General features: G+C 60.9%; 14 protein-coding genes. 4 read left to right on the forward strand and 10 right to left on the reverse strand.

Going from position 1 to position 14,005, the window contains the following annotated elements:
• Positions 1-19: 19 nt before the first annotated feature.
• Together rhaS and Q1A51_RS05880 are read right to left on the reverse strand one after the other, a co-directional pair.
• Positions 20-1,021, reverse strand: coding sequence for a rhamnose ABC transporter substrate-binding protein (rhaS, locus tag Q1A51_RS05875; protein WP_299598831.1), 1,002 nt, complete (start codon positions 1,019-1,021; stop codon positions 20-22).
• A gap of 36 nt (positions 1,022-1,057) precedes the next feature.
• On the reverse strand, positions 1,058-1,855 hold the full coding sequence (locus Q1A51_RS05880) for a DeoR/GlpR family DNA-binding transcription regulator (protein WP_299598828.1): 798 nt from the start codon (positions 1,853-1,855) through the stop codon (positions 1,058-1,060).
• Positions 1,856-2,040: 185 nt separating this feature from the next.
• Between Q1A51_RS05880 and Q1A51_RS05885 the strand changes: the two genes are divergently transcribed.
• Positions 2,041-4,143: a bifunctional rhamnulose-1-phosphate aldolase/short-chain dehydrogenase gene (locus tag Q1A51_RS05885; RefSeq protein ID WP_299598825.1), complete on the forward strand. Its 2,103-nt coding sequence runs from the start codon at positions 2,041-2,043 to the stop codon at positions 4,141-4,143.
• A gap of 9 nt (positions 4,144-4,152) precedes the next feature.
• Positions 4,153-5,385 carry an L-rhamnose isomerase gene (locus tag Q1A51_RS05890; protein ID WP_299598822.1) on the forward strand — a complete coding sequence of 411 codons (1,233 nt, stop codon included), beginning with the start codon at positions 4,153-4,155 and terminating at the stop codon, positions 5,383-5,385.
• A gap of 9 nt (positions 5,386-5,394) precedes the next feature.
• Here Q1A51_RS05890 and Q1A51_RS05895 read toward each other — a convergent pair whose 3' ends face one another.
• From Q1A51_RS05895 to Q1A51_RS05920, 6 genes are all read right to left on the reverse strand, one after another.
• The gene (locus tag Q1A51_RS05895) at positions 5,395-6,498 is read right to left on the reverse strand and encodes an SPFH domain-containing protein (RefSeq protein WP_299598819.1); all 1,104 of its coding nucleotides are present in this window, start codon (positions 6,496-6,498) and stop codon (positions 5,395-5,397) included.
• Between the two features lie 72 nt (positions 6,499-6,570).
• Positions 6,571-7,215: a DUF4241 domain-containing protein gene (locus Q1A51_RS05900; RefSeq protein ID WP_299598816.1), complete on the reverse strand. Its 645-nt coding sequence runs from the start codon at positions 7,213-7,215 to the stop codon at positions 6,571-6,573.
• Entirely contained in the window at positions 7,212-8,219 is a 1,008-nt protein-coding gene (locus tag Q1A51_RS05905; protein ID WP_366869747.1) for a DUF2927 domain-containing protein, read from the reverse strand. Before Q1A51_RS05905 ends, Q1A51_RS05900 begins: the two co-directional genes overlap by 4 nt.
• Positions 8,185-9,381, reverse strand: coding sequence for a toxic anion resistance protein (locus Q1A51_RS05910; RefSeq protein WP_299202408.1), 1,197 nt, complete (start codon positions 9,379-9,381; stop codon positions 8,185-8,187). The genes Q1A51_RS05905 and Q1A51_RS05910 overlap by 35 nt, the downstream gene beginning before the upstream one ends.
• Before the next feature lie 17 nt (positions 9,382-9,398).
• Positions 9,399-10,298 carry a 5-bromo-4-chloroindolyl phosphate hydrolysis family protein gene (locus Q1A51_RS05915; RefSeq protein ID WP_299202410.1) on the reverse strand — a complete coding sequence of 300 codons (900 nt, stop codon included), beginning with the start codon at positions 10,296-10,298 and terminating at the stop codon, positions 9,399-9,401.
• A 260-nt stretch (positions 10,299-10,558) separates the two neighbouring features.
• Positions 10,559-11,353, reverse strand: a complete 795-nt coding sequence (locus Q1A51_RS05920) for a pseudouridine synthase (protein WP_299598811.1) — start codon at positions 11,351-11,353, stop codon at positions 10,559-10,561.
• Positions 11,354-11,408: 55 nt separating this feature from the next.
• On the opposite strand from Q1A51_RS05920, the gene Q1A51_RS05925 reads away from it, so the two are divergent.
• Positions 11,409-11,858: a nucleoside deaminase gene (locus Q1A51_RS05925; RefSeq protein WP_299598808.1), complete on the forward strand. Its 450-nt coding sequence runs from the start codon at positions 11,409-11,411 to the stop codon at positions 11,856-11,858.
• A gap of 12 nt (positions 11,859-11,870) precedes the next feature.
• Here the strand turns inward: Q1A51_RS05925 and Q1A51_RS05930 are convergent, their stop codons facing one another.
• Positions 11,871-12,563: a metal-dependent hydrolase gene (locus Q1A51_RS05930; protein ID WP_299598805.1), complete on the reverse strand. Its 693-nt coding sequence runs from the start codon at positions 12,561-12,563 to the stop codon at positions 11,871-11,873.
• 342 nt (positions 12,564-12,905) lie between these two features.
• Here Q1A51_RS05930 and Q1A51_RS05935 point away from each other — a divergent pair, with 342 nt between their 5' ends.
• Positions 12,906-13,577 (forward strand): ceramidase domain-containing protein, encoded by a 672-nt coding sequence (locus tag Q1A51_RS05935; protein WP_299598802.1) that lies wholly within the window; start codon positions 12,906-12,908, stop codon positions 13,575-13,577.
• On the opposite strand, the gene Q1A51_RS05940 is transcribed toward Q1A51_RS05935, so the two are convergent.
• Positions 13,556-13,969: a VOC family protein gene (locus Q1A51_RS05940; protein ID WP_299598799.1), complete on the reverse strand. Its 414-nt coding sequence runs from the start codon at positions 13,967-13,969 to the stop codon at positions 13,556-13,558. The two genes, Q1A51_RS05935 and Q1A51_RS05940, sit on opposite strands and share 22 nt — an antisense overlap.
• Positions 13,970-14,005: the final 36 nt, after the last annotated feature.

Here is a 14,005-nt window from a genome sequence, read left to right on the forward strand (position 1 = left end):
GCCGGGACCAGGGGGAGTATCAGAAGATCGACTTGAACTGGTCGATATTCGAGGCGTCATAGACAAACGGATCCGCCATGGCGGCCGCGTTTGTGTCGTCCAGCGTGACCGATCCCATGCGCCCCATTGGGATCTCGGACCCCGGTTCGGCGGTTGCCGCTTCGGTGGCAAGCGCGTGGGCGATCATCGTGGCCGAGTAGCCCAGGTCGATCGGGTTCCAGATCGCGAACGATTTGGACGCGCCTGACTCGATGGCGCCCGCCATCTCCGAGGGCAGGCCGAGGCCCGTCACGTTGATCTCACCCGCCTTGCCAGCATCGGCGACGGCTTGCGCGGCGGCGACGATCCCGACGCTTGTGGGTGCGATGATGGCATCCAGATCGGGGTGGGACTGCATCAGGCCCTGCGCCTCGCGATAGGATTTGTCGGCCAGGTCGTCGCCGTAGACAGTGCTCACCACGTTGATGCCGGGATAGTTGCCCATCACCTTGGTCATCTCTTCGATCCAGATGTTTTGGTTCGTTGCCGTGGCAGAGGCTGACAGCACAGCCACTTCACCGCCATCGGGCAGGTGATCGGCGGCCAGCTTGATGATCATGTTGCCGATCAGGGCGTTCGATGACGGGTTGAGATGCATCTGCCGCCCGTCCTCGGCCACACCGGAGTCCCAAGAGATCACGGTGATCCCGCGCTGCATGGCGCGTTTGAGGGCGGGCACAAGTGCATCGGGGTCATTGGCTGAGATCGCGATGGCATCGACGCCTTGCGCGATCAGGGAATTGATCACCTCAATCTGGCCTTCGGCCGTTGTGTCGGTGGGGCCGGTATAGATGATCTCGACATTGCCGAGTTCGGTTGCGGCCTCTTCCGCGCCTTCGGCAGCGGCTTCGAAGAACCCAATGCCAAGCGCTTTGACCACCAAAGCAATACGCATGTTGTCTTGCGCCATGGCGCTTGTGCCCAACAGGCTTGCGCCCAAGCTCAGGCCCGCAACCAGCGACGTAAATGTCCTACGTTTCATTTCAATCCTCCCAAATTGTCTTTTGCACGAGGCCGATTAAGAGACCTCCTCCTGACCGTTGCCCGGTTGGGCGACGACCAACGTCACGTCCGCAGCGTCCAGCATGGCTGCCGCCTTGTCCGAGATGCCTTCGTCCGTAATGACCGTGGTGATGCGGTTGAGCGGACAGAGCACGAGGCTTGACCGCCGTTCAAATTTCGAGCTGTCGGCAAGCACGACCAACTCGTCCGCTTGCCCAATCAGTTTCTGTTCCGCCTGGATCAGCAGCGGGTCGGCTTCCATCAGGCCAAGCGGACCAAGCCCCTGCGCACCCATGAACATCCGCTTGGCATAGAAATTGCGCGTCACATCATTGTCGAAGGGGGACAGGATGATGTTTTGCTCGCGGTAGATCGTTCCGCCGGACAGCATGATCGTGTTTTTCGAATGCTTTAGCAGATGTTCGGCAATCGGAAACGAGTTGGTGAACACCTGACAGCGGCGCGTCGCGAGCGGGTGCACCATCTGAAAGGTGGTCGTGCCGCCATTAATAATGATGGAATCGCCGTCTTCGCACAGGTCCACCGCCGCCCGGGCAATGGCCTGCTTTTCCGAGGTCCGCATGGTTTCGTTGACGGCAAAGGTGCGCCCGGCCAGCCCGACAAACTGTGGCGGATTGATCGCCTCGGCGCCGCCGCGCACGCGTCGCAGCTTCTGTTGAATGTGAAGCGTGGCGATGTCCCGGCGGATGGTCGCCTCGGACGCGCCCGTCAGGTTACAGAGTTCAACAACCGTTGCGACGGGCCTGTCCTGCACTGCGGACAGAATGATCCTATGCCGTTCTTTTTCGTGCATGATGCCTCCCGTTGACAAAGCCTGTGCAGATTCGAAGATTCTGTCAATCACAAACAATCAATAGCAGTCATTAATGTGCATTTTGAGATTGATAATGATTGAAAATGATTGACATACTGTCGCAACCTGATCACACACGCTATGGGTGGTGATCTGCCTGCAGGCCGCAGAACCGGGAGGATGTCGTGCTGAAAACCTTCGAAGATCAGCTGCTTGAAAACCGTTGGGACAACAATGCGGCGGCGGGGCTGAGCGAATCCGAGCTGCTGCTGTATCGGTCGAATATCCTTGGCGCAGACAAGCGCGTGACGAATTACGGCGGCGGAAACACCTCGGCGAAGGTCATGGAAACGGACCCGCTGACCGGGCAGGAAGTTGAGGTTCTTTGGGTCAAGGGATCGGGCGGTGACATCGGGTCGATGACGCGCGACGATTTTGCGACCCTGTATATGGACAAGCTGCACGCCTTGAAGTCGTTATATCGCGGGGTTGATTTCGAGGACGAAATGGTTGGCTACTTGCCCCATTGCACGTTCCGCCTGAACCCGCGCACTGCTTCGATCGACACGCCGCTGCACGCCTATGTGCCGCGCACGCATGTCGATCACGTACATGCGGACGCCATCATTGCGATTGCCGCGTCCGAGAATTCGAAGGCGCTGACGCAGGATATTTTTAGCGACCGGATTGGTTGGCTGCCGTGGAAGCGGCCGGGATATGAGCTTGGGTTGTGGCTTGAGGCGTTTTGCAAGGACAACCCGGAGGCTGATGGCGTTGTGCTTGAGAGCCACGGGCTTTTTACCTGGGGCGATACGGCGCGGGCCTGCTACGACACGACCATTGATATCATCAATGTCGCGACGACTTGGTTGAACAAAAAGATGCAAGGCGTGCAAGCCTTTGGTGGCGCGTGGCATGACAGTCTGCCCGCGCTGGAACGCCATGCCGTCGCCGCGCAGTTGATGCCCGCGATCCGCGGTTTCGTCAGCGGTAATCAGCATATGGTTGGGCATTTCGACGACAGTGATGCCGTGTTGGACTTAGTCAACGCACATGACACGCCATCACTTGCGGCGCTTGGCACATCCTGTCCTGACCACTTTCTGCGCACCAAGATCCGCCCACTGGTGATCGATTTCGATCCGGCAAAGGGGAATGTGGACGAGGTGTTGGCGGGCCTGCCTGCACAAATCGCAGCCTACCGCGATGACTATTCTGCCTATTATGACCGGTGCAAACGTCCCGACAGTCCGGCCATGCGCGATCCCAATGCGGTTGTCTACCTGGTCCCCGGGGTTGGCATGATCACCTTTGCCAACAACAAGGCCACGGCCCGCATTTCGGGTGAGTTTTATATCAACGCGATCAACGTGATGCGGGGCGCGTCGGCGGTCAGCACCTATCAGGGTCTGCCTGAGCAGGAAGCGTTCGACATCGAATACTGGCTTTTGGAAGAGGCCAAACTGCAGCGTATGCCGAAGCCGAAATCGCTGGCGGGACGTGTGGCACTGGTCACCGGCGGTGCGGGCGGTATTGGGGCAGCCACGGCTGAGCGGTATCTGCGCGCGGGCGCGTGCGTGATGCTGGCCGATATCAATGCCGACGGGGTGGAGGCGGTCAAGGACCGGCTTGTCCAATCCCACGGTGCGGATGTGGTGCGCGCGACGATCATGGATGTCACGGACGAGGCGGCCGTGATCCGCGCCATGGCGGACGCTGCCGTGGAATTCGGTGGTATCGACATTCTGGTATCAAACGCAGGCATAGCGTCATCCGCACCGGTGGAAGAGACGACACTCGCACTGTGGAACAAGAACATGGATATCCTGAGCACCGGTTACTTTCTGGTCAGCCGTGAAGCGTTCAAGCTCATGCGCGTGCAGGACATGGGGGGCTCAATCGTCTTTGTCGCGTCCAAGAATGGCTTGGCCGCGTCGCCCAACGCCTCGGCCTATTGCACGGCGAAGGCGGCGGAAATCCATCTGGCGCGATGTCTTGCGCTGGAAGGGGCGGAGGCCGGTATCCGGGTCAATGTCGTCAATCCCGATGCTGTATTGCGCGGCTCGAAAATCTGGGAAGGCGAGTGGTTGGAGCAGCGGGCGGATACCTATGGTACCGACAAGGAGGGGCTTGAGAAGATGTACCGGCAACGCTCCATGCTCAAACTCTCGGTTCTGCCCGAGGACATTGCCGAGGCGTGCTATTTCTTTGCCAGCGATACGTCGTCGAAATCCACGGGTAACATCCTGAACGTGGATGCGGGCAACGTGCAGGCGTTCACGCGGTAGGAGGGGCAGATGGGGTACGACAGCGCAAGGGACGCCTTTGCCGAGTGGGGTGTTGATACCGAAGCGGCGATCCGCCAGCTCACGACCATCCCGATTTCCATGCACTGCTGGCAGGGGGATGATGTGGTTGGGTTCGAACCCAAGACAGGCACATCCGGTGGCGGCATTCAGGCCACGGGCAATCACCCCGGTCGCGCGCGTACGCCCGACGAGTTACGGGCCGATCTGGAATTTGCCTATGCGATGATCCCCGGCAAGCACCGTCTGAACCTGCATGCCATGTATATGGACACGGATGAGGCACCCGACCGGGACGCGATTGAATACCGTCATTTCGCGCCCTGGGTTGATTGGGCAATGGAGCAGGGGGTTGGCCTCGACTTCAATCCGACCTTTTTTGCGCATGAGAAGGCGGACGATAACCTGACCCTCTCGCACCCCGATCAGGGTATCCGCGATTTCTGGATCGAACATGGGCGCCGCACGCGAGAGATCGCAGCGCAGATTGGCGCGGCTCTTGGGACACCGTGCATCAACAACATCTGGGTGCCTGACGGGTACAAGGATGTTCCGGTTGATCGCATGGCTGCGCGGGCACGGCTCGAGACGTCGCTGGATGAGATGTTGGCGCAGCCGCTGTCAGGTATGCGCGACGCGGTGGAATCAAAGCTGTTCGGGATCGGGGTCGAGGCTTGTACCGTGGGCAGTCACGAATTCTATCTGGGCTATGCGATACGCAAGGGCACGCTCTTGTGCCTTGATATGGGGCACTTTCATCCGACCGAGAACATAGCCGACAAGCTGAGTGCGGTGGCACTGTCGCTGGATAAAATCCTGCTGCATGTGTCGCGCCCAATGCGGTGGGATAGTGACCATGTGATCCTGCTGAACGACGATATCCTGACCATGGCGCATGAATTGGTCAGTGCCGACCTGCTGGGTCGGACGCGTATCGGGCTGGATTTCTTTGATGCCACGATCAGCCGGACGGCGGCTTGGGTCATTGGCACACGCAACATGCAAAAGGCGCTGTTGCGGGCTTTGTTGACGCCCATGGACCGCTTGCGTCAGGCAGAGACCGCGCTCGACTTCACGACGCGGCTGACCATGACCGAGGAATTCAAGGACCTGCCATTTGGCGATATCTGGTCCGAATTCTGTCGTCGCAGCGACCGCCCAACCGGTCTGGGTTTGATCCGCGAACTTGATTCGTATCAAGCGCGCGTTGCCGACCGCGGCTAGGATCGTTTCTTACGCGCCGGGCGGAGGGGGCGGGGGCAGAATGGTGAAGAGCTGGGCAAGCTCGGTCACGTCCTCGGCTTTCATCCAGCCGTCCTGACCCGCCGTCCAGACATACGTCTCACGGCTCAGCTCACCTGCGGCTGCCATGCGTCCCAACTGCGCCTTGGAAAACGGCCCCTTGGTTTCGCCGTTTTCGGCCACGTGCCAGACATGTTCGACCGGCGGAGGGGGTGGTGTGGCTGCCGCAGGTTGACGTGCGCCCCACGGACCGCTGGACGCCATCTGGCCCATCTGCATCCCCATCGCCGCCCCAAGACCGGCCTGCATTGCACCGCTGGCATCGCCACCTTCACGGCCCAACGCCTCGGCGGCCTGGAACTGCATGTATTCGTTCAGATTTCCGATCACCCCCATGGAGGACCGTTTGTCCATCACCTCTTCGACCGCCGGGGGGAGCGAGATGTTTTCGATGTAGAGCTCGGGCAGGGTCAGGCCATATTCAGCGATCTGTGCGCTGATTTCCTTGGCGACCAGTTGCCCCAGCTCGCGGGTGTTGGCGGCCATGTCGAGCACCGGAATGCCCGATTTGGCAAGGCTGCGCGACATTTCCTGCACGATGATGTTGCGGATCTGGAAGCTGATCTCGTCCATGGTGAACTCACCATCGGTGCCGACGATCTCGACCAGGAAGCGGGCGGGGTCAGCCACCTTGACCGAATAGGTGCCGAAGGCGCGCAAACGCACGGGGCCAAATTCAGGATCACGGCAGATGATCGGGTTCTTGGTGCCCCATTTCAGATCGTTGAACCGGGTTGTGTTGACGAAATACACCTCGGATTTGAACGGGCTTTTGAAACCGTGATCCCAGTGCTGCAGCGTCGTCATGATGGGCATGTTGTTGGTCTCAAGCATGTAGAGACCGGGGGTGAACACATCGGCCAGTTGCCCCTCGTGGACAAAGACCGCCGATTGCCCTTCGCGCACGGTCAGCTTTGCGCCGTACTTGATCTCGTGGCCCTCACGCTCGAACCGCCAGACCATGGTGTCGCGGCTGTCGTCCACCCAGTGGATGACGTCGATGAATTCGCCGGAGAGGAAGTCGAAAATGCCCATTGGATTACTCCTGCCTGTGTTGCCCACAAGGATACGTGGCCTTGAGGGGGTGATTGGTGAAACGAGGCCAGCTCATTCGCTGCCCTCTGTTGGGGCGCAAGGGGTGGGCAGCAACCAGTTGCCATCCGCATCCTTGCCCATGAAATCTGCGTAAATCGCAACCATCGCACCATCCGATCCGCGCAAGCTGGCCACTGGATAACCGCCGTCACCCCACCCGGTCTGAAAGGCCGGAAAAACATGGCCACCGGGCAATTTCAGGAATTTGGCAAAGCTGTGAGTGCCGTCGATTTGCGGCTCCATGAAGCCGCCATAGAGGTCACCTGTTTCTGTTGCGATCCTGTCGAGTGCTTCGGCGGCCTTGCGATCCAGAAAGGCACCTGTACCTGTGTCCACTGGCATGGTTGCCAGATCCTTGCCGCAGCTGGGATCCGCATCCGAAAAAATCAGGGCGGCCTTGGACACGCGTCCGGTTTCGTCATCATAAAAGACGTGAAAATCCGCAGGCCCGTCGGGCACATCGATGTATGGCCAGGAATAGCTTGGTTCGTAAGTCAGGCTGTCCACTCCGATGATCGGACCATCCGGATCGTAGCTTCCGATCCGTGCTTCTTTCAGGGGCTGTTGCGTATGTGTCGTGATCCAGTCCACAGCGCCCGGGCCCGCTTGGGTGGCAAAGGGTAGAAGGATGAAAAGGGCAGCGGTTCGGATTGTCACAGCCCAGGCTCCGTTACCTCACGGGCGAGGGTGCGCACGATCGGGCGCGCCTCGGTCAGGCCGATGCCGGGGCGCAGGCGGTCGTCGTAGAGCATCCCCAACAGGTGCACATCGTGGTCGGTGAGCAGCGCAAATTCGTCGTCGTCGTTGAAGATCGAGGGGCGCGCGTCCGGGCTGTCATTGGCGAGGCCCAGCCCTTGAGCAAGTTCCTCATGAATGCAGGACAGGCGCAGCAGATCGGGGTTCTCGGACCGGATCACGGCGACCGCAGCCGTATAGGTCGACCGTTCCGGCCCGCTGGCATAAGCAGCCACTGCGCAATAGGCGTCGGTCGGCAGGTCACGCACTGGGCCAAGGTTGATCCGGTTCACACCCGACAGGTCTGTTGCCCGTGCGTTCAGTGTCTCGGTTCGATCATCTTCCGAGACGAAGAACACGAGGAAGTTGGGGTTGTTGGAGACCGACACCGGGTGGCCCGTCGCCCGCGACAGCCTGCGTGCATAGGCGATCACGTCATTGGTGTCGCGCGTGCGTTGGCTGGGTGGCACTGATGCGCCAAACTCGATCCCGATGCGCACGGGCTCAGACCAGCGGCGCAGGGCGCTGGACGATCCAGGGCGTATGCCGGGTCCGGCGTATTCGTTGAAGAACACGATCTCTTCGAAGTTGCGGGCCAGCATGTCAGAGGTAAAGGGCGTGTCGGGCCCGCCGCCATCCTGTCGTAGCAATCCAGCCGTCAACTGGCTGGATTGCACCTGTGCGAGGTAGGCGCGCAAAGCGGCACTTTCCTGTGATGTGGCCTGCACGTCGGGTACCGGCGGGGGCACCAGACCGGCTGGCCGCACCTTGGGCGTCAGCACGGGTTCCACCGGCATGAACACATCGCAAGCCGCAAGCAGGCCCAGGGCGACAAGGCCGCCCCATGCTTTGATCCTGCTTTTGGTCTGTGCCCCTGCCATCGTGGCGAAATCAGCCCGGAACGGCGGTGCCAGCGTTGTCGCCAACCCCGTCTTTGCGGGCCTTGGCCGAGGCCAGCGTGTCGCGCAGTTCGGTTTCCATCTTCTTCAGCTCTTCTTCGGCTGCAGCGCGCTTGGCCTTGCCTTCGTCAGCGATCTGCAGCGACTCTTCGATGGTGCCGATCAGGTCCGCGTTGGCCTGCTTGACGGCTTCGATGTCAAAGACGCCGCGCTCCATCTCTTTGCGGATCATCTTGTTGCTTTCGCGCAGGTTGGCCGCGTTGGCGGTCAGCAATTCGTTGGTCAGGTCGTTGGCATCGCGCACGGCGGCGGCCGCTTCGGCGCTGCGCTGGATCGTGACGGCCTGTGCCAGCTGCGTTTCCCACAGCGGTACGGTGTTGACGAGGGTCGAGTTGATCTTGGTCACCAGCGACTTGTCGTTTTCCTGCACCAACCGGATCGAGGGCAGGGATTGCATCGTCACTTGCCGCGTCAGCTTGAGGTCATGCACTCGGCGCTCCAGATCGTCTCGGGCGGCGCGCAGGTCGCGCAGTTCCTGTGCTACCATGACCTGATCATCCTCGGCTGCGGCCTGCACATCGGCTTCTTTCGCGGGGATGATCGTGTCGTCCAGTTCCTTGATCTTCTCTTCGCCCGCCGCGATGTAAAGCGCCAGCTCGTCATAGAATTGCAGCGTCTTTTCATAGAGCAGGTCGAGGGACTTGATGTCCTTCAGGAGCGTATGTTCATGGGCCAGCAGGTCGTCAGTGATGCGGTCGATCTGGTCCTGCACAGTTTCGAACTTGGCAGTGAACTTGGCGAAAGGTGCAGCGCGACCGATCAGTTTTTCCCAGAAACTGCGTTCCCGGCGCACATCCAGTTCAGAGACCGAGAAGCCACGGATAGTGGTGACGATGGTGCGCAAGCTGTCGCCTGCCGGACCGACATCCTTGTTGCGGACGTCCTGCAACATGGCCTGGCTGATTTCCTGCAACTCGGCTTGGGCGGCGGACCCGAAGGACACGATGGATTGCGTGTCCTCCATGTCGATCTCGTCCATACGGGCGCGGATTTCTGCGCCCACGGGCGCGTCGGCCTGTTCCAGCGGTACGATGGCGGTGGCCTCGGCCGGTTCAGGCAGCACGACGGCTGTCACCTCTTCAACCTGCGCAAGTGCGGCTTCGGCTTTTTGACGAACTGTTTCGGACATTTATGCCCCCTTTGGTTTTATATGTCATCGGCGGGCGACACGCGCACGCCTTCGCGCTGCAATCGGTCGCGCAGCACGTCGATTTCGATCGTGAGGTCGGTGCGATCCTCGGTGAGCAGCTTGCGCGTGCGCGCTGCGAAATTTTCCTCGAGATCGTCCAGCAGGGCCGCATAGTCGACGCGGGCCTGCGTGTCGCGGCTGCGGCCGTAGATATCGGCAAACTTGACCGTCGCGTCGCGTGCGCCGATCAGGTAGACGCCCAGATACTTGCGGGCGGCGGTCAGGTCGCGGGGGTCTTCCTCGACCGTCTGGATGAGGTCGCGAACGGTGGTCTGGAACTGGTCAAGGCGCAGTTCCATCTTGCGGTCCTGTGCACGTTTCATCGCATCGCGCATGTCGGTCAACAGCTCCTCGGCGCCATCGACGACACGCGCCACGCGGTCTTGCTGGAAGGTGTCGACACCTTCCATACCCTTTGATTTCAAGGGATCGATGCCGAAAGCCGCCAGATGCAGCCCAAGGGCTGCGAGGCCATAGAGCACAGGCGCGACAATCCCTGGCTCCGACCGGTAGGCGGCCAGCGCGATTCCGAGGCCCACGAGGAGGGCGGCAAGGATTTTGCGGGGCAGGGCAGGGCGGCGCGCCACCTTGCGGGCGACATACGCCGCTTCGGCCTTGAGACCCTCGCGCAGCATGAACGCGCCGCCGGTCAGCACGGCGGCAGAGGTAAGGGCCGTTATCAGCCCGGTCGCCCCGTCATTCAGAGCCAGGAAAACCATGGGGACGGCGGGCAGAAACATCAGGTTCGCGCGGGCACCGACGGGGTCAACGCGCGCCTTGTCAAAGGCGGGACGGTCTTTGGATGTGGGCGTGTCTTTGGGATCGGGGCTGAATTTGCCGCCATAGCGCTGCGCCATATCGTCAAAGCCCCCCAAGCAAGCCTGTTGTCACGCCGAACATCAGCGCGATCAGAACCGCGAATGCGATCTTTTGAAAAGCGGTTGGCTCCATCCCGTAAGTCCCTGTTGGCTATGAGACATATAGCCGGTTTGCGGATGCAGCACTAGGGGCGCGCGCATGTCCATCATTGCAACAGGGGTGTGACGCGCAAATGACAGGCGCAAGGGGAATTATTTGAGTCTCGCGTCACAAATGGGGAGCGGCAAATGGTGGACGTCTACCGCGGCTTGCGTGTCCGGCGCGGTTTGCCGCGTGGTTTGGCCGGTTGCGCGGCCGGTTCCGGTTCCATGCCCAATTGGTCGCGCATCACCCGGCGGCGCACTTCTTCGACAGTCCCTTGTTTCAGTTCGCCCAACTGGAACGGGCCATAGCTGACCCTGATCAGGCGGTTCACGGCAAGGCCAATGCTGTCCATGGCACGGCGAATCTCGCGATTCTTGCCTTCGCGCAGGCCCACGGTCAGCCATGCATTGGCGCCTTGTTGCCGGTCGAGCGTCACCTGCATGGGCTGAAAGCGTTCGCCGTCAACCGTGATGCCCTTGCGCAGTGGTTCAAGCTGCGGGTCGGTGGGACGGCCATTCACCCGCACGCGGTAGCGGCGCATCCAACCGGTTGAGGGCAGTTCCAGCTTGCGCTTGATCCCGCCGTCATTGGTCAGCAGCAAGAGGCCTTCGGAATTGAGGTCGAGCCGACCGACACTCATCACCCGGGGCATGTCCTCGGGCAGGGCGTCAAAGATGGTCTTGCGGCCCTGTTCGTCTTTCGTGGTGGTCACGAGGCCCGCAGGTTTGTGGTAGAGCCACAGCCGCTCGGGCTCGGGCGCGCTCAGCGGCTTGCCGTCCACGGTGATCTTGTCGGAAGGCGTGACATTCAGGGCCGGGCTATCGATGCGGTTGCCGTTTACGCTGACGCGTCCGGCAGTGATGATCTCTTCCGCGCCACGGCGGCTGGCAATGCCCGCGCGGGCCAGAACCTTGGCGATGCGATCGCCTTTGGGGGTGTCTTGGGTCATGGGCAGGCCATAGCGGTGGGTTGCGCGCGGGGCAAGCGGCGTGGCAGGGGAAGGCATGGAGTTTCGGTCGTTCATGGATCAGGCGCTGGAGGAGGCGCGCGCGGCAGGTGCGCGGGGCGAGGTGCCCGTGGGCGCCGTCGTGGTGTCCCCGCGGGGACAGGTCTTGGCGCGGGCTGGGAACCGGACGCGTGAAATGTCGGACCCAACTGCGCATGCTGAGATACTGGCCATCCGCGCGGCCTGCGCTGAAGCAGGGTCAGAGCGTCTGGTGGGCTATGACCTGTATGTCACGCTTGAGCCCTGTGCGATGTGTGCGGCGGCCATTGCTGCGGCGCGGATAGGGCGTGTGTATTATGCGGCTTCTGATCCCAAGTCGGGTGGGGTCGCCCATGGTGCGCGGGTGTTCTCACATCCGCAGGCGCACCATGCACCCGAGGTCTATGACGGCATCGGAGCGCCGGAGGCCGAAGCCTTGCTGAAGGACTTCTTTGCAATGCGCCGCTAGGTGTTTTCCGGCTCAGAGTGTGATGGGCTGCATCACCTCGGGTTCGATTACCTTCACACCCGGCAGGCCGTTGCGCAGCACCTCTGCGGATTGTTCGAGAAGTGGGAAAGTCTTGTAGTGACAGGGAATTACAGTGTCGAAGTGGAAGTATTTGCGCGCGGCATAGGCGGCCCCGGCCATGTCCATGGTGAAGTATCCGCCCGCAGACAGGATGCCGATATCGGGTTTGTGGTAGTCCCCGATCCAGCTCATGTCGGCGTGGATGTCGGTGTCACCCGAGACGTAGATGGTCTTGCCTTCTCCGCGCAGGATGAACCCGCATTCCTGGCCCGCATACCGCATGGTGTCGTCCGTGCCGATGGAGGAGGAGTGCGATGCCGGAACGAGGGTTGCCGTGACATCTCCGATACTGATTGTTCCGCCACGGCCAAAGGCGTGCCCTTCGATCGCACCCTGGGCAAAGAGCAGCTTGCCCAACTCGTAGACCGCTGACACCGGCGCGCCCGTCTTCTGACTGATCCCGACGATATCTGCCGTATGATCGAAATGGCCATGTGTCACGAGGATATGGGTTGCGCCGTCGATGGCAGCCTCATGTTGGTCTTCGGTCAGCATGGGGTTGCCGTTGAACCATGGGTCGATCAGCAGGATCTGATCCCCAATCTCGATCCGGAAGCTGCCGTGGCCAAGCCAGATGATGTTCATAACGTGTCCTCCCTTTGGGGCGAGTTTAGCGCCGAATTGAGAGTGCGGGAGCCTCCGGCGGGGATTTTTTTGAAACAGGGAAGATGGGGCCGATTCGCGCCGGGGTTTACCCGGTATTCATGGAGGTTAAGGACGTATGGCAGGGTGTCACCCTGCGTGCAGCATCCGTACACCCCCTGTACACCCCCAACGTGCGGTAGGGGTAGGGTTAACGCAACGCACGGTGCCTTGAACGGCCACACCGTTTCAAGAACGCGGGCATTGATTATGAGGCATAACCAATTGCCGTGCTCTCCTGCTTTGTCTCTTGACCTGCTGGCGGGGCATCGTAGGTGACGGGTCATGGAATTGTTGCGTGAGATCGACGGGTATTGCGAGCGGTTGGGTCCGGGGTATTGGGCTGAACCGGTGAACGCGGTGACCAATGCGGCCTTTGTCATTGCGGCGCTTTGGATGTGGCGGCGCAGTGCGGGTGTGCCGATGGCCCGGGCTTTGTCGGTTGTTCTGGGCCTGATCGGGATCGGCAGTTACCTGTTTCACACCCATGCGCAGGTCTGGGCGGCGATTGCAGATGTGGCGCCGATCGGTGTGTTCATTCTGGTCTATCTGTTTGCCGTGAACCGGGATGTCTGGGGGATGCGGCCTTGGGTGGCCGGAGCGGCCACGGCGGCGTTCATCCCCTATGCCGCGCTGACCGTGCCGGTGTTCCAGGGGTTGCCTGTGCTGGGCGTGTCGGCGGGATACATCCCTGTTCCGGTGCTGATCCTGATCTACGCCGTATTGTTGTGGCGGCGTGCCCCGGTCTTGGCGCGGGGTTTTGTCATCGGCGCTGTGATCCTGTTCCTGTCCCTGACGGCACGGTCTGTGGATGAAATGCTATGTGCTCAGATCCCGCTGGGCACCCATTTCCTGTGGCATATCCTGAACGGGATCATGTTGGGCTGGATGATCGAGGTGTACCGCCGTTACGTGTCGTCCATAGCTGGACGCAATCAAGTCGTGTCCGACACCTGATGCACTTCGATGACGTTGCCGTCCGGGTCATAGAAAAAGATCTGGTCCCAGCCTTCCACGGCTTGATGGCCCCAATCGGCATAGGGAATGCCCTGTGCGTCTAGATGCGCCTTGAACGCCGCGAGATCGTCGGTGCGGTAGGCGATGTGGCCGTGGCTGACCGGGTTGACCATCTGCCCTGACCGGAACCCCGCCAGCGGATCCTTTTGCGCAAGATGCGTCTGGATGGCCCCGTCGGTGACAAAGGCAACGTCGCCCGCATATCCCTTTTTCTTTTCCAGCGTGGGCAGGCCGTCGGTTTCCCGGTCCAGCCCGAGGATGTCGCGATAGAACGCGTCCATCCGCGCCACATCGTCTGTCACAAGGTTCACATGGTGTAGTTTGAGCTTCATGGGGCCTCCTTCCTGTTCAAATCTGAGGTGATTGGT

This window comes from uncultured Tateyamaria sp. (assembly GCF_947496075.1).
In the GTDB taxonomy this organism is placed as follows: Bacteria; Pseudomonadota; Alphaproteobacteria; order Rhodobacterales; family Rhodobacteraceae; genus Tateyamaria.